The 22914-nt window shown below is 56.1% G+C and carries 21 protein-coding genes; 11 read left to right on the plus strand and 10 right to left on the minus strand.

Features of this window, described 5'->3' with window-relative positions:
- Positions 1–28: 28 nt before the first annotated feature.
- The gene (locus AC07U6_RS16265) at positions 29–2059 is read right to left on the minus strand and encodes an alpha-amylase (protein WP_494763791.1); all 2031 of its coding nucleotides are present in this window, start codon (positions 2057–2059) and stop codon (positions 29–31) included.
- Positions 2060–2373: 314 nt separating this feature from the next.
- Here AC07U6_RS16265 and AC07U6_RS16270 point away from each other — a divergent pair, with 314 nt between their 5' ends.
- Positions 2374–3201, plus strand: coding sequence for a protein bax (locus tag AC07U6_RS16270; RefSeq protein WP_494763792.1), 828 nt, complete (start codon positions 2374–2376; stop codon positions 3199–3201).
- Positions 3202–3233: 32 nt separating this feature from the next.
- Here AC07U6_RS16270 and btsR read toward each other — a convergent pair whose 3' ends face one another.
- Positions 3234–3953 carry a two-component system response regulator BtsR gene (btsR, locus tag AC07U6_RS16275; RefSeq protein WP_494763793.1) on the minus strand — a complete coding sequence of 240 codons (720 nt, stop codon included), beginning with the start codon at positions 3951–3953 and terminating at the stop codon, positions 3234–3236.
- On the minus strand, positions 3947–5641 hold the full coding sequence (locus AC07U6_RS16280) for a LytS/YhcK type 5TM receptor domain-containing protein (RefSeq protein ID WP_494763794.1): 1695 nt from the start codon (positions 5639–5641) through the stop codon (positions 3947–3949). The genes btsR and AC07U6_RS16280 overlap by 7 nt, the downstream gene beginning before the upstream one ends.
- A 249-nt stretch (positions 5642–5890) precedes the next feature.
- On the opposite strand from AC07U6_RS16280, the gene AC07U6_RS16285 reads away from it, so the two are divergent.
- The 4 genes from AC07U6_RS16285 (at position 5891) to mdtI (ending at position 7740) form a co-directional block, all read left to right on the plus strand.
- On the plus strand, positions 5891–6640 hold the full coding sequence (locus AC07U6_RS16285; RefSeq protein ID WP_494763795.1) for a hypothetical protein: 750 nt from the start codon (positions 5891–5893) through the stop codon (positions 6638–6640).
- A gap of 205 nt (positions 6641–6845) precedes the next feature.
- Positions 6846–6944, plus strand: coding sequence for a protein YdgV (locus tag AC07U6_RS16290; protein ID WP_494763796.1), 99 nt, complete (start codon positions 6846–6848; stop codon positions 6942–6944).
- Between the two features lie 117 nt (positions 6945–7061).
- Positions 7062–7424 (plus strand): multidrug/spermidine efflux SMR transporter subunit MdtJ, encoded by a 363-nt coding sequence (mdtJ, locus tag AC07U6_RS16295; protein WP_494764551.1) that lies wholly within the window; start codon positions 7062–7064, stop codon positions 7422–7424.
- A complete protein-coding gene (gene mdtI, locus AC07U6_RS16300) occupies positions 7411–7740 on the plus strand; it encodes a multidrug/spermidine efflux SMR transporter subunit MdtI (protein ID WP_123331244.1) in 330 nt (109 codons plus the stop codon). Before mdtJ ends, mdtI begins: the two co-directional genes overlap by 14 nt.
- Positions 7741–7759: 19 nt before the next feature.
- Here the strand turns inward: mdtI and AC07U6_RS16305 are convergent, their stop codons facing one another.
- From AC07U6_RS16305 to AC07U6_RS16320, 4 genes are all read right to left on the minus strand, one after another.
- Complete coding sequence (locus AC07U6_RS16305; RefSeq protein WP_494763797.1) at positions 7760–8518, minus strand: iron ABC transporter ATP-binding protein; 759 nt, start codon at positions 8516–8518, stop codon at positions 7760–7762.
- Positions 8515–9411, minus strand: coding sequence for an iron chelate uptake ABC transporter family permease subunit (locus tag AC07U6_RS16310; protein ID WP_494764552.1), 897 nt, complete (start codon positions 9409–9411; stop codon positions 8515–8517). Before AC07U6_RS16310 ends, AC07U6_RS16305 begins: the two co-directional genes overlap by 4 nt.
- A 70-nt stretch (positions 9412–9481) precedes the next feature.
- The gene (locus AC07U6_RS16315) at positions 9482–10441 is read right to left on the minus strand and encodes an ABC transporter permease (protein ID WP_494763798.1); all 960 of its coding nucleotides are present in this window, start codon (positions 10439–10441) and stop codon (positions 9482–9484) included.
- On the minus strand, positions 10442–11386 hold the full coding sequence (locus AC07U6_RS16320; RefSeq protein ID WP_494763799.1) for a siderophore ABC transporter substrate-binding protein: 945 nt from the start codon (positions 11384–11386) through the stop codon (positions 10442–10444). It lies immediately after the preceding gene.
- A 347-nt stretch (positions 11387–11733) separates the two neighbouring features.
- On the opposite strand from AC07U6_RS16320, the gene AC07U6_RS16325 reads away from it, so the two are divergent.
- The 4 genes from AC07U6_RS16325 (at position 11734) to lldD (ending at position 17807) form a co-directional block, all read left to right on the plus strand.
- Positions 11734–13926, plus strand: a complete 2193-nt coding sequence (locus tag AC07U6_RS16325; protein ID WP_494763800.1) for a TonB-dependent siderophore receptor — start codon at positions 11734–11736, stop codon at positions 13924–13926.
- Between the two features lie 301 nt (positions 13927–14227).
- A complete protein-coding gene (lldP, locus tag AC07U6_RS16330) occupies positions 14228–15880 on the plus strand; it encodes an L-lactate permease (RefSeq protein ID WP_494763801.1) in 1653 nt (550 codons plus the stop codon).
- Entirely contained in the window at positions 15877–16641 is a 765-nt protein-coding gene (gene lldR, locus AC07U6_RS16335) for a transcriptional regulator LldR (protein ID WP_494763802.1), read from the plus strand. Before lldP ends, lldR begins: the two co-directional genes overlap by 4 nt.
- A gap of 20 nt (positions 16642–16661) precedes the next feature.
- Entirely contained in the window at positions 16662–17807 is a 1146-nt protein-coding gene (lldD, locus tag AC07U6_RS16340; protein WP_494763803.1) for an FMN-dependent L-lactate dehydrogenase LldD, read from the plus strand.
- Between the two features lie 212 nt (positions 17808–18019).
- On the opposite strand, the gene AC07U6_RS16345 is transcribed toward lldD, so the two are convergent.
- A complete protein-coding gene (locus tag AC07U6_RS16345; protein WP_494763804.1) occupies positions 18020–18442 on the minus strand; it encodes a DUF2000 domain-containing protein in 423 nt (140 codons plus the stop codon).
- A gap of 153 nt (positions 18443–18595) precedes the next feature.
- Between AC07U6_RS16345 and AC07U6_RS16350 the strand changes: the two genes are divergently transcribed.
- Positions 18596–19063 (plus strand): Lrp/AsnC family transcriptional regulator, encoded by a 468-nt coding sequence (locus AC07U6_RS16350; RefSeq protein ID WP_494763805.1) that lies wholly within the window; start codon positions 18596–18598, stop codon positions 19061–19063.
- 102 nt (positions 19064–19165) lie between these two features.
- Here AC07U6_RS16350 and AC07U6_RS16355 read toward each other — a convergent pair whose 3' ends face one another.
- Both AC07U6_RS16355 and AC07U6_RS16360 read right to left on the minus strand, forming a co-directional pair.
- Complete coding sequence (locus AC07U6_RS16355) at positions 19166–19582, minus strand: helix-turn-helix domain-containing protein (protein WP_494763806.1); 417 nt, start codon at positions 19580–19582, stop codon at positions 19166–19168.
- A gap of 102 nt (positions 19583–19684) precedes the next feature.
- A complete protein-coding gene (locus AC07U6_RS16360; protein ID WP_494763807.1) occupies positions 19685–19975 on the minus strand; it encodes a hypothetical protein in 291 nt (96 codons plus the stop codon).
- Positions 19976–21363: 1388 nt separating this feature from the next.
- Here AC07U6_RS16360 and AC07U6_RS16365 point away from each other — a divergent pair.
- A complete protein-coding gene (locus AC07U6_RS16365; RefSeq protein WP_494763808.1) occupies positions 21364–22368 on the plus strand; it encodes a LacI family DNA-binding transcriptional regulator in 1005 nt (334 codons plus the stop codon).
- Positions 22369–22914: the final 546 nt, after the last annotated feature.

Raw genomic sequence — 22914 nt, forward strand, 5'->3', positions numbered from 1 at the left:
ATCACGGCCTGACGGCCTGACAGACGCCTTATTTTTCCCGGCCAGCCCACACCACCATCACTTTGTCATCCCCCTGCTCACGTACAAAACCGTAGCCCTGCGGCAGGGTCAGCGTGGTCTGTTTCCCCGCGCCCAGCGCCGGATGGCGGGCGCGAAACTGCCCGAGCCGCTGCCAGTGATGCAGGCTGGCCGCCGCGCTACCATTCAGATCCTGCCAGTTCATATCCGATCGCGTTCCCTGTAGCGGGTCCGATCCGGTCGGGCCAAACGGGCGTGCGGATTCATCACCGTAAAAGATCTGTACAGCGCCGGGTGCCAGCAGCAGCAGTTCTGCCGTTCGTGAACCGCCTTCGCGGAACAGGTGGGTATCGTGCGAAGAGAGATAGCTCAGGACGTTGAAGTCCTGCAGTTTTTCCGCCATCTGCTGCCAGACGCCATCCATATTCGCCAGACAATCCGCCGCGCCGGCGGCCTGATCCTGGTAATCAAAATTGATCATCGCGTCGAAACCGTGCTGGTAGAAGGCGCTTTGCATCACGCCGTGCCCCCAGGATTCACCGGTCATCCAGAAAGGCGCATCATCGATTTTTTTCTGCGGATTGGCCTGCTTCCACGCCGCCAGCGCCTCCGAAGCCTGAGTTTTCAGCTGCTGCCAGGCCTCCAGCTCCACGTGTTTGGCAGTATCCACGCGGAAACCGTCGATGCCGTAGTCGCGCACCCATTGACTCAACCAGTGGGTCAGGTAATCGCGCGGCGTGGCTCCGGCGATTTCCCGCGCGGCGGTGTCGGGCTTATGGCGATAAAACAGCGGCCGCCCGGAAGGCTCGGTGGATTCGGTTTTCAGATCCGGCAAAAAGGCCAGCGGCAGGGTCAGATCGCCAAATCCAGGGTTGTCATAATCACCAATATCGGTGCGTATCCACTTTTTTCCCCACCAGTTTTGCCAGGCGGTTTTGTCGCTGAAGTTGATGTAGTCATTGAAGCTGTGCCAGTTCTGCCCTGCGGCGGGTTTCCAGTCGGTCCAGCGTTCACCGAGGATCTTCCTGCGTTCCTCATTGTTCAGATAGAGCGCACCGAACTGATAAGTTTGCATATCCGCCAGCGTCGCGTAGCCCACATGATTCATCACCACGTCAAGCAGTACGCGGATACCGCGCCGGTGTGCTTCGTCAACCAGCGTGCGCAGATCGTTTTCATCGCCCATGTTGGCATCCAGCCGCGTCCAGTCCTGAGTGTAATAGCCGTGGTAGGCATAGTGCGGGAAATCACCTTTTGTGCCGCCGCCCACCCAGCCGTGGATCTGCTCCAGCGGCGAGCTGATCCACAGTGCGTTAACCCCCAACTGTTGCAAATAATCGAGCCTGCCGGTCAGGCCTTTCAGATCGCCGCCGTGAAAAGTGCCGATCTCCTGCATGCCGTCTTTATGCCGTCCGTAGCTGTTATCGTTTGACGGATCGCCATTGGCAAAACGGTCAGTCAGCACGAAATAGACCGTGGCGTTGTGCCACTGAAAGGGCGCGACGTCATGGTTCTGCACAGGTTCCAGTAGCAGGAGTCCGTTACTTTCCGCCGCCGGCTGCAGGGTAATTTTTCCGTCCCGGACGGTGGCGGTTTGCTGGCTGTAAAAGTCCCGCACCACGCTGCCTTCGGCAAAGGTTTGCCCAACGGGGATAGTCAGCGGTTTCCCACTGCTCACCGGGCACTGGCGGGCCACGGCGGCAGGCGCATCGCTCGCGCCTTTCACGCTCAGCAGCAGCGTAGGCGTGCCGGAACGGGTATCCAGCTGCATCTGATAATCGCCGTCGCGGAAAATTCGCCACTGTGGCACGCTGCCGCTACAGGGTTTCAGTGAGAGCATCTGATTAAGCCTGATGTCGCTCGCCGGCTGCCAGCACTGCTCCCCCTGCTTCAGAGTTATCGGCTGCGCGCCTTTTTTCAGCGCGGCCTGGCTGCGCCAGACGCCGGTACCGTCGTCGGTCAAAGGAGAAAAGTTAGACGCTGTCCAGCTGGCGCAGGCAATACCGGGCAGCAAGATCAGAAGTAACGCTGAGTGTTTCATTAAAGAGCCCCGTGATGGCGATTTTCCCCAGTGTGCTGCCAGGGCAGAGCGCGTGGATCATCCCCTTTACGAATCCACAGGGAGTAGAGGCAGGGAGGAGAAAACAGACCATTTTCGGCGTGTCCGTCATGGCGGAAAACATTACCCACATCAATATCTGTGCAATTTTCAACCGATTTATGATGACATGAATTCGGAATTGGACTATTTCTGTACGTGCCCTGCGAGGTTATTTTTGGTACAATTTTCGATTCACCCGGCAAAAAAGCGCATAACGAAAGGATTGGAATGCTTACATTCGACCAGGAGAGCTAATGATATCGATACCCAAGCGACGACCTGGGGCAGCGATACTCATGTTTTTCACCCTGATGTTTTCAGGGGGCGTGCTGGCAAAGACGCACGCAGAAACAGCGAGTCACAAAGCCCATGTCATCAAGACCAGCGTTAAGAAACAGGCAAGCAGTAAACAAGAGTATTCTCGCAATAGTGTAAAGAGTAGTTCACTTCCTGATTTGCGAAAATACCCTTCCGGAACACCAAGGAAAAAAGCGTTTCTCCGGACGGTTATGCCTTATATCACCAGCCAGAACGCGGCGATTACCGCCGAGCGTAACTGGTTGCTCAGTAAACAGTACACCAGCCAGTGGTCGCCCGCCGAGCGTGCGCGCATGAAGGATATAGCCACTCGCTATAAAGTGAGCTGGTCCGGCAATACACGCCGTATACCGTGGAACGCGCTGCTGGATCGCGTGGATATTATCCCCGACAGCATGGTCGCCACCATGGCGGCCGCGGAAAGCGGCTGGGGTACCTCGAAGCTGACGCGCAGCAACAACAACCTTTTCGGCATGAAATGTGCGAAAGGGGCGTGTAAAAACGGTCCTGGCAAGGTGAAGGGGTACTCGCGTTACGATTCCGTTCAGGAGTCAGTCGCAGCTTACGCGGCTAACCTGAATACCCACGCGGCCTACGCATCGTTCCGTAAGTCCCGTGCTCAGCTGCGCAAAGCGGATCAGGAAGTGACGGCAACGGCGATGATCCACAAGCTGAAGGGCTACTCCACCCGGGGTCAGAGCTACAACAACTACCTGTTTGCCATGTATCAGGACAACCGGCAGCTGATTGCCGCACACATGTAATCCCGCGTTTAACGGGCTGCAGGCCAGCTGGCCTACAGCCCCAGCGCTTCCTTCAGACTTTTCAGATAGCGGCGGCTTACCGGCACGGTATGGCCGTCGCGCAGCAACAGTTCCGCCTGGCCGTTATCCTCCAGGCGGATTTCCTTCAGTTGGGTCATATTCACCAGATACTGGCGGTGACAGCGCAGCAGCGGCGTGCGGCTTTCCAGCGTGCGCAGCGTCAGCTCGGTGAATCCCTCTTTCCCGTCCTGGCTGGTGACGTAAACGCAGCTCATTCGGCTGCTGACGAACGCCACCTCATCCATTTGCAGCAGCCAGATGCGGCTGTGGCCGCTACAGGGGATGTATTTTAGCGGCTGCTGGTTCTCCGGCAGCAGAGAAGTATCCTGCACCTGCCGCTCCTGCCGCAGCCGCGCCAGCGTCTTGCCCAGCCGCTGCTGCTCGATGGGCTTTAGCAGATAGTCGAAGGCATGTTCCTCAAACGCCTGAATCGCGTACTCATCAAAGGCGGTCAGAAACACGATATAGGGACGATGCCGCCGATCGAGCATCCCGGCCATTTCCAGCCCGCTGATGCGCGGCATCTGAATATCCAGAAACAGTACGTCCGGTCGCAGATTATTGACCGCGCCAATCGCCTCAATGGCATTGCTGCATTCGCCGACAATCTTAATGTCGCCCTCGTCCTGCAACAGAAAGCGCAGGTTCTCGCGTGCCAGCGGTTCATCATCCACAATCAGCACTCTTAACATGCCGTTTCCTCCATTGGCAGGCGTAGCGTCACGCGGGTAAAACAGTCCGGTTCACAGCTGACCGTCAGCCCGTAGCCGTCACCAAAACGCGCACGCAGGCGCTTATCCACCAGACTCATGCCTAATCCATTGCCGCTGCTTTTCGGCTGATACAGCCCGGCATTATCTTCTACTTCGACAATAACGTGTTGCCCTTCACTGTGGGCACGAATGGTTATCGCCCCACTGCCCAGTAGCTGCGAAGTGCCGTGCTTAATGGCATTTTCCACAATCGGCTGTAGCGTGAAAGCCGGTAAATGCTGATGCGCCAGCGCTTCCGGTACCTGCATCTCTACCCGCAGCTGCGACTGGAAGCGCGCCAGCTCAATTTGCAGATAGGCGTTGATGTGCTCAATCTCATTGCCCAGTGTAACAATCTCGGAGGGTCGCTTGAGGTTTTTGCGGAAAAAGGTTGATAGATACTGCACCAGCTGTCCGGCACGGTCGCCGTCGTGGCGGATCACCGCCTTCAGCGTATTCAGCGCGTTAAACAGAAAGTGAGGATTAACCTGCGCATGCAGCAGCTTGATCTCCGACTGCGCCAGCAGGGCCTCCTGCCGTTCGTATTTCCCCGCCAGGATCTGCGCCGACAGCAGCTGCGCAATCCCTTCCCCCAGCGTGCGGTTGATCGAGCTGAACAGGCGGTTACGCGCCTCATACAGCTTGATCGTGCCAATCACCCGCTGATTCTCGCCGCGCAGCGGGATCACCAGCGTGGAGGCCAGCTTGCAGTTAGCATGCAGCGAACAGCGGTACGGCACTTCGTTGCCGTCGGCGTAAACCACTTCACCGCCTTCGATGGCGCGACAGGTGTGGATGGAAGAGATCGGTTTACCGGGCAGATGGTGATCGTCGCCGATACCGGTAAACGCCAGCAGCTTCTCCCGATCGGTGATCGCCACCGCGCTGATATCCAGCTCTTTGTACAGCACCTGCGCCACCCTCATGCTGTTTTCTTCGTTAAACCCCTGGCGCAGAATCCCCTCGGTCGAGGCGGCCACCTTCAGCGCGGTGGCGGAAAACGCCGAGGTATATTTTTCAAACATTGCCCGCCGGTCAAGCAGAATGCGCGTAAACATCGCCGCGCCGAGGGTGTTGGTCACCACCATTGGCGCAGAGATGCTGCCCACCAGGTGTAAGGCATCCTGAAATGGCCTGGCTATCAGCAGGATAATCAGCATCTGCACCACTTCGGCCACAAAGGTGATTGCACCTGCGGTCAGCGGATTAAACAGCTTATCGATGCGCCCACGCTTAATCAGAATGCTGTGCAGCAGACCACCGAGCAGCCCTTCAGTGATGGTGGAAACCATACAGCTCAGCGCGGTCATCCCGCCCATCGAATAACGATGCAAACCGCCGGTCAGCCCGACCAGCCCACCGACCACCGGGCCACCGAGCAGGCCGCCCATCACCGCGCCAATCGCACGTGTGTTGGCGATAGAGTCTTCGATGTGCAGGCCAAAGTAGGTGCCCATAATGCAGAATACGGAGAAGGTGATGTAGCACAGCAGTTTGTGCGGCAGGCGCACCGTCACCTGCACCTGCATCAGCGGGATAAAAAGGCGGGTTTTGCTCATCAGCCAGGCAATAACCAGAAAAACACACATCTGCTGTAACAGCAGTAAAACTAACTTGAACTCGTACATTCCCTGCCATCCACAACCGGTAAGAGGAATAAAATACCGCTATTAGCGAAACGTTTCTTTGCCGCAGGCCAGGAAAACGCGATCGCACCGGTCACTTTTTTTCATTGGAGAGGGAAATCGGGCAGCACCGGCGGCGGTGCCCGTTAAGCCGAGGGACTTACGGGCGATGCCCGCTGACGTCATTAAATACATCCGGTCGCCGACCGGATGTATACTTTGACTATTGATAAATAAAGGAACCGGACCGAAATGGATGTAATACACTCCCTCCCACAGGTTAAAACGCGGCTGGCAGGCTTCATCTTCGCCGCTACCTCACTGTTCTCTGCCTCCGCCGACGCGTGGCAGCCGATTGATATTGATGACGACAGCGTGCTGCGTTCCCCGCCCTCGATTGCGGTGCGTAACGGTACACTCTACTTCGACGGCAAAATCATTGAAGGCTCCGCCGAGGCGCTGCATCGCCAGCTGGAGATGCGGCGAGTGGAAAAAGTCTCGTTCAACAGCATCGGCGGCGATGCCAAAGAAGCGATGGAGATGGGCCGTGAAATTCACAAGCGCAAAATGGATGTGGAAGTCAGAAACGTTTGTGCCTCCGCCTGCGCCAACTATATCTTCCCTGCGGGAAAAAATAAGTTCATTACTCAAAACGCCTACCTGCTGTGGCACGGCAGCCTGCACAGCCCGACCGATGGAATCGCGTTGGAGTCAGACGACCAGGGGCAGACACACGAAAAGCTGTTGACTTCAACGGTGTTCACGGCGTTAAAGCAGCAGGAAGCGGAATTTTATCAGCAGATCGGCGTCAATGGCGATCTCGCCTGGTGCCCGCAGCAGCAGGCCGATTATCATCAGAAATTCCCGGAAAAATGGTTCTCATGGTCGCAGGCAAATCTGGCGAAGTTCGGCGTGAACAACGTTCGCTTCGCCACCAGCGCCGCCCGCTGGCAGAGCACCATGAGCGCTAAAGGCGTGATATTTGCTGGCTACTGCCAGTAAACCCTGCACCATCTAGTCAATTACGCCAGTTAAATACGGATAAAAGGCCTGATTAACTGGATTTATCACCAAAAGCAGCGTAAAGAATTGCAAATGACGAGCTAAAAAACATGCCCTGTGGTAGAAATATCCGGTGTTTAACTACCGAGGACAATTTCCTTTCCGCATCGATGAGAAGCAACAGCGCGGATAAGTTGTAAAAATTATGGACAATCAGTTCAGAAACGAACGCTCTACACCCACTGTCGTACTCGCTTTCCCCCACTCCCCTTCCGGTGAACAACACTGGCGCAACGCGCTTTAGTCCCGATCTTCCGTTTTTGGCATTACGCCCCCCGTGCGTAGACCTGCCCGCTCAATTTCAGCCTGCGTCGGTTAATCCGCGCTTTCAGGCTCGCTATTCACATCTTACGGAAGATGCATCATGATTTACTGGCTATTACTGGCGCTGGCCATCGCCTTTGAAATTACCGGCACCCTGCTGATGAAGTGGTCCGGCGTCAGCGGTAATCTGCTCGGCTATTTTTTAATGCTGCTGATGATCGCCCTCTCCTACATCACCCTGTCATTTTCGATTAAGAAAATCGCTCTTGGCGTGGCCTATGCGATGTGGGAAGGGATCGGCATTCTGTTTATCACCCTGTTCAGCGTGCTGCTGTTTGAAGAGTCGCTGTCGCTGACTAAGCTGCTCGGCCTGACCACGCTGGTGGCCGGTATCGCACTAATTAAGTCCGGGACCCGCGCGGCGAAGAAAACCGTGGAGGTGCAGCATGCAGGCGTTTGAGTGGGTGCACGCGGCGTGGCTGGCGGGTGCCATCGTGCTGGAAATTGTCGCCAATATCTTCCTGAAACTGTCCGACGGCTTCCGGCGTAAGATTTACGGCGTGCTGTCGCTGGGCGCGGTGCTGGCGGCATTCAGCGCGCTGTCCCAGGCGGTGAAGGGGATCGATCTGTCGGTGGCCTACGCGCTGTGGGGCGGCTTCGGTATTGTCGCTACCGTCGCCGCGGGCTGGGTACTGTTCGGCCAGCGCCTGAATCGCAAGGGCTGGGCCGGACTGCTACTGTTGCTGGTCGGTATGGTGCTGATCAAGCTGGCGTAATGACCGGACGCCGGCGCAATCAGCGGTAGTACACCGCGATGCGCTGGCCGTTCAGCTCTTCGATGGTGACCGGCAGATCGAAGATATCCTCAATCACCTGCGGCACCATCACTTCCTGCGGCGTGCCGCGAAACACCAGCCTGCCGCTCTTCATCGCCAGAATGTAGTCCGACCACGCCGAAGCAAAGTTGATATCGTGGATCACCAGCACAATCGATTTACCCAGCTCATCCGCCGCACGGCGCAGCTGGCGCATCATCGCCACGCTGTGCTTCATATCCAGATTGTTCAGCGGCTCATCCAGCAGCACGTACTTGGTGTCCTGGCATAACACCATCGCCACGAAGGCGCGCTGGCGCTGGCCGCCGGAAAGCTCGTCCAGATAGCGGTTTTGCAGCGGGATCAGATCCAGAAAACCCAGCGCCTGGTCAACGTGGCGGCGGTCGTCGGCGGTCAGCCGCCCTTTGCTGTAGGGATAACGGCCAAAGCTGACCAGATCGTACACCGTCAGGCGGCTGGTAAAATGGTTCTCCTGGCGCAACACCGACAGCACCTGCGCCAGCTTTTCGCTGTTGGCATCGCTGACCTCCAGCGCATCGACGCTGACGCTGCCGCTGTCCGTCACCAACAGGCGACTGATCACCGACAGCAGCGTGGATTTTCCCGCGCCGTTGGGGCCGATAATCGAGGTCACGCCCGAGGAAGGCAGTGTGGCGCAGATATCCTGCAGGACCGGCTGCTGGTCATAGTGTTTACTGACATTTTTTACTTCAATCACTTTTTGGCCTTCTTCAGCAACAGGTAGATAAACAGCGCGCCGCCGGTAAATTCAATCACCACGGACAGGGTTCCAGCCATATCCAGCAGGCGCTCCAGCACCAGCTGGCCGCCAATCAGCGTGACCATGCCGATCAGCACGCTGCCGGGTAGCAGATAGTGATGCCGCCAGGAACCGATCAGCGGATAGGTCAGGTTGACGATCAGCAGGCCGAGGAACATCATCGGCCCGACCAGCGCGGTCGAGGTAGCGACCAGCAACGCCACCAGCAGCAGAATGCCGGTCACGTTGCGGCGATACGCCACGCCCAGCGCGGTGGCGGAATTAGCCCCCAGCGCGATCACGTCCAGCCGGTGGCGCATCCGCCAGACCAGCAGCGACACCAGCGCGACAATCAGCGCGCAGACTATCAGCACACCACCGTCAGCGCGGGTAAAGGTGGCAAAGATCCGGCTTTGCAGCACGGCAAACTCGCCGGGCGACATCAGCCGCTGCATCAACCCGGAGGCACTGCGGAACAGCGTGCCGCACACCAGACCAATCAGCAGCACGCGGTGCAGATCCATCCCGGAGCCGCTCAGCAGCCAGCGATACAGTAGCGTGGCGAACGTCACCAGCAGCGTCCCTTCCGCCAGGAAGCGGCCCACGCTGCCGAGCATGCTCAGACCGCCGACATCCAGCGCGAAGATCAGCACGGTTTGCAGCAAGACAAACAGCGACTCCAGCCCCATCACCGATGGTGTCAGAATGCGGTTCTGCGTCACCGTCTGGAACAGCAGCGTACCGATGCCGGACGCAAACGCCACCAGCACCATCGTCGCCAGAATCTGCCCGCGGTGCTTGAGGATGTAGGCGATATTGCCGTGGAGCTGGATGGTTATAAAGATTGCCATCAGCACCAGTACCAGCGCGCTCAGCAGCAGCAGGCGGCGGCCCGGCGTGAACCGGCTGGACGTTGAATTCTCAGTGTACACGGCGTTTTGACCTCACAATCAGCACGAGGAAAATAACCGCGCCCAGCACGCCGAGCAGCGCGCTGACGGGAATTTCAAACGGATGGATAATCAGGCGGCCGATGATATCGCAGGCGAGGACCAGCATCGCCCCCAGCAGCGCTACCCAGGGTACGGTGCGCCGCAGATTATCGCCCAGCGCCAGGCTGACGATATTCGGCACGATTAAGCCGAGGAACGGCAGCACGCCCACCACCACGATCACCACGCCGCTGATCAGGGCGATCATCGCCATGCCGATCAGCATGGTCTGCTGGTAGCGCAGGCCAATATTCACCGAGAAGTCGCGCCCCATACCCGCCACGGTAAAGCGGTCGGCGATCAGCGCGGCCAGCAGGGTAATAATCCCCACGCCCCACAGCAGCTCGTAACGGCCCTGCATCACGCTGGAAAAATCACCGGACTCCCAGGCACCCAGCGCCTGCAGCAAATCGAACTTCATTGCCAGGAAGGTGGTGACCGCGCTAAACACCGCACCGAGCATAATGCCCGCCAGCGGCACCATCAGCGACGATTTCATCCGGATACGGTTAATCAGCAGCATAAACAGCGCGGTGCCGAACAGCGCAAACAGCGAGGCCACGCCCATCTTCAGCATAATCGGCGCGGCGGGGCTGACGATCATCACCAGCAGCAGGCCGAGGCTGGCCGACTGGGTGGTGCCGGCAACGGAGGGTTCGACAAAGCGGTTCTGCGTCAGCATCTGCATAATCAGGCCGGCAACGCTCATGGCGCTACCCGCCAGCAGCAGCGCGGCAGTACGGGGGAAACGACTGATAAGCAGGATCTCGCGCATCTCGGGATCGGTCCACAGACTGACCAGGGTAACGCGGCTGACGCCCACAAACAGGCTAAAAACAGTAAGGCCCAGCAATAATGCCAGGCCTGCGGTAAAGGCGAAAGATTTCATTTACGGCTGGGTTTTCGACTTATCCAGTACCTGCTTCACCTGGGTCATCAACAGGCTGTAGCTTTGCAGACCACCGGCGATATACAGCGAGCCGGAATCCAGGTAAACCACCTGCTGCTTTTTCCAGGCGTTGGTTTTGCGCACCAGCGGGTTATCCAGCACCTGCTGTGCCGAGCTGCCCTCTTTACGGCCAATCGCGCTATCGCGATCCAGCACGAACAGCCACTCCGGGTTAGCTTCCATCACGAACTCGGGTGATACCGAGTTGCCGTGGTTGCCGGTTTCCGCAAAGTTGGTGGCCGGTTTGAAGCCCAGTACATCATAGATAAAACCGAAGCGGGAACCCGGTGAGTAGGCGCTGAGCTTGCCGCCGTTGACCATCAGCATCATCGCGCTACCGGCATTGGCGGACTCTTTACGAACGTCGGCGATCTGGGCGTTAAACGCGGCCAGCACCTCTTTGGCTTTCTCCTGCTTGCCAAAGATTTCACCCAGTTGCTCGGTGCGTTCGGTCATGCTCGCGAGGAAGTTATGCGGGTCGAGATCGGGAGAGATAGTCGGTGCAATTTCACTCAGTTTGCCGTAGGCATCACGCGCGCGGGCACCGGCAATAATCAGGTCAGGTTTGGCGTTGCTCAGAGCTTCAAAGTTTGGCTCAAACAGCGTACCGGCATCCAAATAGTCCTGGCCATTATATTTTGCCAGGTACGCCGGGTAGTGGGCGCTGGTTTTCGGTACGCCAATCACTTTCACGCCAAGCACATCGGTAATATCCAGCGCGGCCGGGCTCAGCACCACAACACGCTGTGGATTTTTCGGTACCGCCGTGGTGCCCTGGGCATGAACGATGCTGACCGTTGAGCCTTCAGTGGCAGCAAACGCAGCGGGTGAACAAACCAGGGACAGCGCAAACAGAGATGACGTAATGGCCTGAGGGAAACGCATTTTCTCTCTCCTGAGAATCAGAAAACTGATATAAATGAGAACTATTCGTATTAAATTTGTTGCGGGATAATAACGGCAAAAGACTGAAATGTGTAGTGTTTAAGATCAACACATCGTGCTAAAGCCAGAGTTCTACACAAAATCTGCACAATTTCGCGGAATGTAAAGACGAAAATGACACTTAACGAGCTGAAAAATCCGCATTTACTGGCATTTCGCAGATAAAAACTGACAAAAGCCACCAATTGTGGAGATATTGTGAATTCGTCCTGACAAACCTTTAAATGATAACAATTCTCGTTATCATACACATCATCTTACAATCATCCACAATTTGAGATTATTTGATGAACAGATATGGACGTTTTCGGATTCACCCTCTGGCTCTGCTTCTTACCGGTTTAATGGTGATCGACGCCAGTGCAGCGGAAGACGCAGAAACTAACGACAGCGACGCCGTGATGACGGTTCAGAAAACCGCTGAACAGGAACTGAAACAGCAGCCCGGCGTTTCAATTATCACCGCCGACGATATTGCCAAAAGCCCACCGGTCAACGACCTCTCAGACATCATCCGCAAAATGCCCGGCGTCAATCTGACCGGCAACAGCGCCAACGGCAGCCGCGGCAACAACCGACAGATCGATATTCGCGGCATGGGCCCGGAAAACACGCTGATCCTGATCGATGGCGTACCGGTCAATTCCCGCAGTTCGGTGCGCTACAGCTGGAAAGGCGAACGCGACACGCGCGGCGACACCAACTGGGTGCCGGTCGAGCTGGTTGATCGCATTGAAGTGCTGCGCGGCCCGGCGGCGGCGCGTTACGGCTCCGGCGCAGCGGGCGGGGTCATCAATATCTACACCAAGCGCCCGACCAAAGACTGGCGCGGTTCGCTTTCCCTGTTCACCAACCAGCCGGAAGACGGCAAAGAGGGCGATACCAAACGCGCCAACTTTAACCTCAGCGGCCCGCTGGCCGGTGATGTGTTGACCATGCGTCTGTACGGTAATATCAACAAAACCGACGCCGACGCCGCCGATATCAACAACGCACAGAACGGCTCCTACGCCGCCGGTCGTGAAGGCGTGCGTAACAAAGACATTAACGCCCTGCTCTCCTGGAAACTGACGCCGTCGCAAATCGTTGATTTCGATTACGGCTACAGCCGCCAGGGCAATATCTACGCCGGAGACACGCAGTACAGCAACGGCAACCTCAGCCCGAATGGCCTGGTGGACTCGCTGTACGGATCTGAAACCAATCGCCTGTACCGCCAGACGTACGGCCTGACCCACAATGGCTTCTGGGAATGGGGCACCTCAAAATTCACCGCCGCCTATGAGAAGACCAACAACACGCGTCTGAACGAAGGCTCCTCCGGCCGCGTTGAGGGGATGATTAACAGCGACGAGTTCAGCACCAGCCGCCTGGAAAATTACCGCACCAGCGGCGAAGTGAATATCCCGATTGAGCAGTGGTTATCGCAAACCGTCACCCTCGGCGCGGAGTGGAACCGTGAAGAGCTGAACGACCCGGCCTCGATTAGCGCCACCGATGCCAGCGGCGTGGCCGTTGGCGGCGTATCGGGCAATCCGGACGAGCGTAACGCCAAAAACAGCGCTACCACCGCGGCCGTCTACTTTGAAGACAACATCGAACCGTGGATAGGCACCTTCCTGATCCCCGGTCTGCGCTTCGATCACCACAGCCAGTTCGGTAATAACTGGAGCCCTGGCCTGAACCTGTCGCAGGATCTCGGCGAGTTCTTCAAAGTTAAAGCAGGTATCGCCCGAGTGTTTAAAGCGCCGAACCTGTATCAGTCCAGCGAAGGCTATCTGCTGGGCACGCGCGGCAACGGTTGTCCGAAGACCATCTCCAGCGGCAGCTGCTATCTGTTGGGTAACACCGATCTGGATGCCGAAGTTAGCGTGAACAAAGAGCTGGGGCTGGAGTTCGCCGCCGAGGGTTACTCTGCGGGTATCACCTGGTTCCGCAACGATTACAAAAACAAAATCGTCGCCGGTACCGACATTATTGGCACCACCACCAGCGGCTATAACGTACTGCAGTGGGAAAATGGCGGTAAGGCGCTGGTAGAGGGGCTGGAAGCCAACCTGACCGTGCCACTACTGCGTGACGTGCTCGACTGGCGCACCAACGCTACCTATATGATGGAGTCGAAGAGCAAGGAAACCGGCAACCCGCTGTCGATTATTCCGAAATACACCATCAACACCATGCTGGATTATCAGGTGACCGAGAAGCTATCCACCGCCGTGAACTGGACGATGTATGGCCGTCAGAAGCCGCGTGAGTACAGTGAAACCCGACTGGAAGTGGAAGGGATGTCCAGCACTGAAATCGGTGCCTATTCGGTGGTTGGCATCAGCCTCAACTACGAGCTGACCAAAGATCTGCGCCTCAACGGCGGCGTCAGCAACCTGCTGGATAAACAGCTGTACCGCGCCAACGACGGCGCATCGACCTATAACGAACCGGGCCGTGCGTATTACGCCGGTGTCACTATGTCGTTCTAAGTCGTGTTTTAAATCTCTGCATATAACGGGTGGTCTGGCTGCCCGTTATTCCTGCGGATAACTCCATCGCGATCTCCTGCTCCTGGCTCATGCAGCCGTTCCTGCCTTCCCTGTCAGAACTCCATAATATGGTCGGACCAATTTAAATAAAATGTGAATACCACGCACAGAAAGACAAAATAAACATCACATCTGTTGTTTTATACTAACAAAATATTAACCATCAGCGGCAGCACACACGAAATCGTCACTTTGGTCCGACCAATATGGTTATAAAAAGAATGTTTTTGGAGACGCCGCCATGCAGCCCTGGCAACAAGTTTACGATCCGCTCGGCAATATCTGGCTGTCCAGCCTGATCGCCGCTATTCCGATCATTTTCTTCTTCTTCGCCCTGATTAAGCTCAAGCTGAAAGGGTACGTAGCCGCAACGATCACCGTTGCGCTGGCGCTGCTGGTGGCGCTGTTCCTCTACCGTATGCCGGTCGATCGCGCGCTGGCTTCAGTAGTTTACGGCTTCTTCTACGGACTCTGGCCGATCGCGTGGATCATCGTCGCCGCGGTGTTCGTCTACAAAATCTCGGTGAAAACCGGGCAGTTTAATATTATCCGCGCCTCGATCCTGTCGATCACCCCTGACCAGCGCCTGCAAATGCTGATCGTCGGCTTCTCGTTTGGTGCCTTCCTGGAAGGCGCCGCCGGATTCGGCGCACCCGTGGCGATCACCGCCGCACTGCTGGTAGGACTGGGCTTTAACCCGCTCTACGCCGCCGGTTTGTGCCTGATCGTCAACACCGCGCCGGTAGCCTTTGGCGCAATGGGCATTCCGATTATCGTTGCCGGGCAGGTTACCGGCCTGGACAGCTTTGAGATCGGCCAGATGGTCGGCCGCCAGCTGCCGTTCCTGACCATTATCGTGCTGTTCTGGATCATGGCGATCATGGACGGCTGGCGCGGGATTAAAGAAACCTGGCCGGCGGTGATTGTGGCGGGCGGCTCGTTTGCCCTGGCGCAGTACCTCAGCTCTAACTTCCTCGGCCCTGAACTGCCGGACATTATCTCGTCGCTGGTGTCATTGGTGTGCCTCACGCTGTTCCTGCGCGTGTGGAAGCCAGTGCGCATCTTCCGCTTTGCCCCCACGGAAAACAGCACCGTGCAGCCGCTGGTGGTAGAAAAGTATCGCCCGGGGCAGATTATCCGCGCCTGGATGCCGTTCCTGTTCCTGACCGCCACCGTTACCCTGTGGAGTATCCCGCCGTTCAAAGCGCTGTTTGCCCCGGGCGGTGAGCTGTATAACCTGGTGGTCAATATCCCGGTTCCGTTCCTCGACAAGCTGGTGGCGAAAATGCCGCCGGTGGTAGCGGCAATCACGCCGTATGCCGCGGTGTATAAGTTCGACTGGTTGTCTGCAACCGGGACGGCAATTATCGTTGCCGCACTGATCTCCATCGTCTATCTGAAGATGAAACCGGCCGATGCACTGAGCACCTTTACCAGCACGCTGAAAGAGCTGACGCTGCCGATTTACTCCATCGGGATGGTGCTGGCCTTCGCGTTTATCGCCAACTACTCCGGCCTTTCCGCCACGCTGGCGCTGGCGCTGGCTCACACCGGTCACGCGTTTACCTTCTTCTCGCCGTTCCTCGGCTGGCTGGGCGTATTCCTGACCGGTTCGGATACCTCATCTAACGCCCTGTTCGCCGCGCTGCAGGCCACCACCGCGCAGCAGATTGGCGTGTCGGACCTGCTGCTGGTTGCCGCCAACACCACCGGTGGCGTGACCGGCAAGATGATCTCGCCGCAGTCGATCGCCATTGCCTGCGCCGCCGTGGGCCTGGTGGGCAGAGAATCTGACCTGTTCCGCTTTACGGTGAAGCACAGTCTGATTTTCACCTGTATGGTAGGGGTCATTACCACCTTACAAGCCTACGTGCTCACCTGGATGATCCCATGACTCTTGCGCCATCGCCTTCCGGCACCCTGCTCCTCGCAGGACGTATCAAAACCCTGATCCATCAGCGTCGGCTGGGGCCGGGGGCACGCCTGCCCGCCGAGCGCCAGCTGGCGCAGGAACTGGGCGTCTCACGTTCTTCACTGCGCGAGGCTATTCGCTCGCTGATAGGTGAAGGCGTGCTGTACAGCAAACGCGGCGGTGGCACCTGGCTCTGTGATGAAAATACCCGCTGGTCGGAGGAACGCATCGTGCAGCCGCTGAAGGTGCTGGTTGCCGATGACCCGAACTATCACAACGATATTCTGGAGGCGCGTCACGCCATCGAGGCCAGTACCGCCTGGTATGCCGCGCTGCGGGCAACGCCCGCCGACAAAGAGCGGCTGCAAAACTGCTTTGACGCTATTCAGCAGCAGGAGAGCATTTCAGCCGATATGGCCAACCAGGCCGACGTGCGCTTCCATCTGGCGGTTGCGGAAGCCTCGCACAATGTGGTGCTGCTGCAAACCATGCGCGGCTTCTTCGACCTGCTGCAGAGCTCGGTGGCGCGCAGCCGCGAACGGATGTACACCGTCCCAACCATTTTTGCCCGCCTGACTGAACAACATGAAGAGCTGCTGTTGGCGATCCTCGCCAGCGACCCGGAACGGGCGCGTAAAGCGGCTCAGTACCATTTAGGGTTTGTCCTCACCATGATGAAAAACCTGCATGAAGATGAAGCCCGACAGCAGCGGATTACCCGGCTGCCGGATGACAGAGAATGATGTAACAAAGGATAGATCTGATGATTATTTCGGCAGGAACTGACTATCGCGCGGCGGCCAAACGTATGCTGCCGCCCTTCCTTTTTCACTATATCGACGGCGGCGCCTACGCCGAGCGCACGCTGCGGCGCAACGTTGAGGACCTGGCGCAAATCGCGCTGAAGCAGCGCGTGCTCAACGATATGTCCGAGCTGAGCCTGCAAACCACGCTGTTTAACGAAACGCTTTCAATGCCGGTGGCGCTGGCCCCGGTGGGACTGACCGGAATGTATGCCCGCCGGGGTGAAGTGCAGGCGGCGCGCGCGGCGGCAGCAAAAGGTATTCCCTTTACGCTCTCCACCGTTTCCGTCTGCCCGATTGAAGAAGTGGCTCCGGCGATCAACCGTCCGATGTGGTTCCAGCTCTACGTGCTGAAGGATCGCGGCTTTATGCGCAATGCGCTGGAGCGCGCCAAAGCCGCAGGCTGTACCACGCTGGTGTTTACCGTCGATATGCCGACGCCCGGCGCGCGCTACCGCGATGCCCACTCCGGCATGAGCGGCCCGAACGCGGCGATGCGCCGCTATATGCAGGCCGTGCTGCACCCGCAGTGGGCGTGGGACGTTGGCCTTAACGGTCGTCCGCACGATCTTGGCAATATCTCCACCTACCTCGGCAAACCGACCGGGCTGGAGGATTACATCGGCTGGCTGGCAAATAACTTTGACCCGTCCATCAGCTGGAAAGATCTGGAGTGGATTCGCGAGTTCTGGGACGGTCCAATGGTCATTAAAGGCATTCTCGATGCTGACGATGCCCGTGATGCCGTGCGTTTTGGCGCCGATGGTATCGTAGTATCCAACCACGGTGGCCGTCAGCTGGACGGCGTGCTGTCTACCGCGCGGGCGCTGCCGCAGATTGCCGATGCGGTGAAAGGCGACATCACTATTCTGGCCGACAGCGGCATCCGCAACGGCCTTGACGTAGTGAGGATGATTGCACTCGGTGCCGACAGCGTGCTGCTGGGCCGCGCGTTTATCTATGCGCTGGCCACCGCCGGGCAGGCGGGCGTGGAAAATCTGCTGACGCTGATTGAGAAAGAGATGCGCGTAGCGATGACGCTGACCGGGGCAAAAACTATCGCCGACATTACCCGCAGCTCGCTGGTGAATAACGGCCTGGCGTAAATCAGGGCGGGGAAGCGTGATATGTACCGACGCGCGGTGCAAGTTAACTTCCCCGCTAATGGCGACCTGCCGCACGGTGTTCGCACCGCAAGCGTGCAGGATGACGAGGCCTGTCGCTTTTGCGCGTCAGCAGGCCAAGAGGCAGCCTGAGGCCAGCGATGCGGGCGAAATCCCGCGCCACCGGGCATGCATGCTGCCTTATCCACGCACCATCACTTATACAGCGGCAGATTGCCGGTGAGGCGGCTGATTTTCTTTTTTGGCCCGATCAGACCAATCGCCACCAGTTCAATCTGCTGGCTGTTCACCGTGGAAATACGCTCACCGTACTCCTCATAGGTTCTGCACGACTGCGCCAGCGCGCTAAACGGCATAGCGTAGATCTCTTCATCCTCGCTGGCGATATGCAGTAGCTGCTGCACGTAATCATCCGCGGCCAGCAGCACCGGCAGCGGGGCATAAATCACCCCCGGATAGTTCACGCCGTCCGCGCTTCGCAGGTCCGGCCCCACCAGATTTTCAACCGTACGGCCAAAACTGATGCCGATCACGCTCGCGGCATTCATCGCCAGCCCCGGACTGAGCTGGTCATTGATTACAATGGTACAACGGTGCTGACTGGCATCAAATTTCATCTTATTTCCATACGCTCAGGCGTTTAACAGATCAATATTCAGGCCTTTATTATGCGCCGACGAGCCGGGAAAAAGTTGTCTTAATCAGTTGAAAATTGACCAGTTAAGGGCATGATTAACCTTTAAAACTCACTTCAAAGACAGAGTCTGCCCATGAGCTTAGGCCCCACCGAGATAAAAATTCTTTCACTGCTGCAGCAGGATGCCCGCATGACCAATCAGACCCTGGCCGATGAAATTGGCCTCTCGGCCTCACCCTGCTGGCGTAAGGTGCGCAGGCTGGAAGAAGACGAGGTGATTCAGGGCTACCGCGCCGTGCTTAACCGTAAAAAAATTGGCCTTGGGGTGATGGTCTTTGTTCGCGTCTCCATCGACAGCCACAGCGAGTCCGAAGCGCATCGGTTCGAGCAGGAGGTGGCAGAACTGGAGCACGTGGTGGGCTGTTACAGCATCGGCGGCGATGCGGATTTTCTGTTACAGGTGGTGGCCCGGGATCTGGATGCCTACGCGGATTTCGCCATGGCGGTGATCCGACGTCTGCCGGGAATTAAAGAGATGCAAAGTATGTTTGTACTCAAAGAGATCAAACCGCTGGTCAGCTATCCAATCGTTAACCAGTGATAAATCGTCAGGTGAAAGAGATGGCCTCATCCAGAGGCCGTGCGGCTGCCTACATTGGTCTTTACAGATCAGGGACAGCGCTGTGAGCAGTCGGGCGTTTAATCAGCCGCAGACGTTACTCTCTTCCGCAGGGTAAAAAGAATAGCTGTTAATAAAAGCCTGACGCCATGCCTTAGGCGGCATGCCGAAACGCAGTTTAAAGAGCTTACTGAAAATACTGGGGCTGCTGAATCCGCACTGGTAAGCGATGGTATCAATATGCTCTTCAGCAAAATATTCTAAACGGTATCGGGCTGCTTTAAGACGCACTTCCTGCAGCACGCGCATCACGGAAGTGTGCTGTTCAAGAAACGCACGATCCAGGCCCGAACGCGAACAGCGCAGAGCAACAGCTATCGCATCCGGCGACAGATTCACCTGAGCATAGTTTTGCTCAATGTAGCGCCTGACGGCAGAAAAAATAAAATTCTTACTGCCTTCAATACGGTTGCCTCGCTCTCTGCCAATATCCGCCAGCATCAGCAGCGAGACATTATACAGCCCGTCCAGAGGATATAGCTTTAGTGCTCAGGTGGGCCGCGTGGGCATCCAGCAGCATCATCTGCGAGCGAATAAACGGTGCTAGCGGCTGTGATCGTCAAGGGACAACGCCAGTTCATCCAGACCGCCGCCCAGCGCGGCACGCGCATCGGCATAGGGCAGGATCAGAAACAGCTGCTTTACATGGCCGCTGTTGTAGTGCAGCGGTTTATCCCGCTCGTACAGCGCCAGCGATCCGGCCGTCATCACCTTGCTCTCTAACATTGTCCGCCCGGTCAGCTCCACGGTTCCCTGTAATAACAGGGAAATGAACAGGCTGTCAGAGTCCGGTTTATACGGGTTAAAAATGGCGTTACTGGTTCCGCCCAGCACGGAGCTAAAGCTGCCCTGTGCGGTGTCAGGTGGCCACTGAGTGGCCTTCCGATCTCCAGCCCGACGGTTATGCGCAGTATCCGTTGTATAAGGTTTACAATTAGTTGTTAAAAATTCGTAACGCAATTCACTTTCTATTTCGGCAGTATCAACCGTATGGAACTGATACAGTCCCTCAGGTCTTGGTAACACTATCGAAATGGGTCGTTTAATCAGTTGCTGATTCATTTGGTTTCACCTGCTGTATTAAATACGCAGAATCCTTTCCCACGCACGAAATCTAAACAAAAAAAGCAATTAAAAAAAAACTCTGCTCTTGATTTTTCAGCCTGTGAGGGAGAAAAACAAAAAATGACGGGCAAAGATATTTGATAGAATAGTTATTTTACTTAACATTGTCGTAACCAGTAGCATACCTTCCTTCCCTTCAGCGTATCCTTTGCACCCAACGCGCATCGCATGTGCCACTTTGCCGCGATAGATGCTGCACAAATATGATGGCAGGCGAGTATGATATTTAGCCAATATTGAAGCGTATCGCCTTTCACTCAGCCCGATATTGAGCGCAAACTGGCCGTAAATACATCCGGAAATGCGCACTAACTGACACAAATACAGGGTTTACAAAAACTCATATCGCTTATGCCGTTTATAACGAATTTTTCCGGCATCCGCGGTGTGCAGGAGTAACTTCTATTCTTAACCGAATCTTCAGCAAGATTCTGCCAAAATCGGAGTACCCCTGGCGATAGAAACGATATTCTTAACTGTTACGCTTGTAAGGTTAAGATAGCGTTTAAAGGTTCCATGATGAACGAATACTTCAGCATCTGATGATTTCAACGCCGGGCCGGGTTCGCAGAGCGACAAAACGCGTGGATAAATGATTTGCATCACATACAGAGAGACGCAAAAGCACAGGCTGCCATGCTTTTTTCCATACAGATGTACATAACGAAAGTACGAGTGCACATGCTTCGCTATATACTGATATGCATAGCGTGGGCGCGCGTGCACATACTCGCTATATACAGAGATGCATAGCCGTCTTCGCCCCCCATACAGGAATGCGTGGCTGAAGCTTGCATAAACGCGCTAATCCCCTCAGAGCAAGCGACCCTCCGAGGTGTAGAGCACATCACCACGTGCTACGGGTAATAATTTACGGCCCCGGGCGGCCCGGAAGACTCAGACTACCCAGACTACGTCATCTTCTTATACGCTGGCAGCCCCTCTTCCAAACGGCTTAAACCTACAGCAAACGGGCAACCCGAGCGCAAAAATGCGCTTTATCCGGAACAGGATCGTCACCCTGCGTTACATCTGGCTTATTTGAAAGCGCTTCCTTACAATAAGGGATCTGTTCACAGCAAATGCAAGGAATGACGGTGCCGAAAGCTATTCCAAATTCCACTATCGTGGATATTGCCCGACGAGCTGGCGTCACTAATATCACGGTATCCCGCGCGTTTAATAAACCTGAACTGGTTAAACCCGCTACTCGTGAAAAAATCCATGCGATAGCAAAAGAACTGAATTATGTCCCTAACGCTTTTGCCCAGGGATTAAAAAGCAGCAGCAGCCAGATTATTGGTATTGTCACCAGCAGCCTGTACAACCCTTTTTATTCCTCGCTGATTCAGAGAGTGTCGCGCATTGCGCGAAAACAAGGCTATCAGATTATGTTATTTGATACGGACGGTAGCGAAGAAGCGGAAAACCAGGCAATACAGGCGCTGTTCAGCTACAAAGCCCGAGGAATTATGCTCTCGGCAGTACGAGATGATAAACAGTATCAGCCCACCTATATTGAGCAGGCCGAAGCCTACCACATCCCATTGATTCTTATAGACAGGGATATTTTCAACCGGCAGCTAAGCGGTGTTTTCCTGAATAACAATGAGATTGGCTTGCTGGCCGGTGAATATCTTTCTGCGCAACCCGAGTCTAAAATGCTTATTCTCGGCGGCCCGGCGAACTCTGAAATCACCCTAAGTAGAACTGCGGGAATCCTGGATGCACTATACGGCAAGAAAAATCACATCACTATTATAAACGGTGATTATGATTTTATATCTCAGGAGCAGGAAGTCAGAAACTGGCTGATGCAGGAAGAGAATCAGCCGGAATATATCATCGGGCTGAATGGGATTATTACGCTGGGCGCAATGTCCATATGTCACGAGTTAAATATCTATCCGCGAGTGAAATTTTTCTCCGTGGATAAGCCACCAGGCTCAGCCAGTTATGGAATGAAAATTGCCGGGGTTTATCATGATACGGAAATGCTGGGGGAGATTGCGGCGGAATTATTGTTTAATGCGATAAAAACGGCTGATAGCGATCGGGTTGTACGGCGCGAATTTTTCACCGGGAGCTTGCTGGTTCCGTGAGTGGAGGAAGCAGCCAGGTACTGTGCTCAGGCGAGCGTTTTGGAACGAGAATGCTAAGGCTTCGGTTTCGCTGCACTTTCGGTGCTCCGGCGACCGTTTCGGGGCGTGAATACTGAGGCTTCGGTTTCGCTGCACTTTCGGTGCTCCGGCGACCGTTACGTGGACTAACGCCGGGGCGCCGTAAACACGTCCGTGTGGGCTTGGCTGCGGCCTCCCTGCCGCAGACACCCGGCTTATATTCCCCGTAACGTTCGCCTTATCAATCAATGCGTTGCTTCGAAATACCCCAAAACGTTCGCCTTTATTAGCATCGCGTTGATTCGAATGCCCCAAATCGTCCGCCTTTATTAGTATCACGTTGCTTTGGAATGCCCGAGTATCCCCTACCGCCCTGAATCCACAGTGAAACCCTGGCCATTGGGCAATCAGTACACCAAATCTCACCCGGTTTTACTCACAGCAAACCGTAGCCTGTGAGCAATCGGTGACGGGCGGGTTCGCGGACCGTTGAGCGCAGGGATGCGCGATTCGAGGCCACAGGGACGT

It is taken from the genome of Erwinia sp. GW821-FHT03D09, from assembly GCF_059420805.1.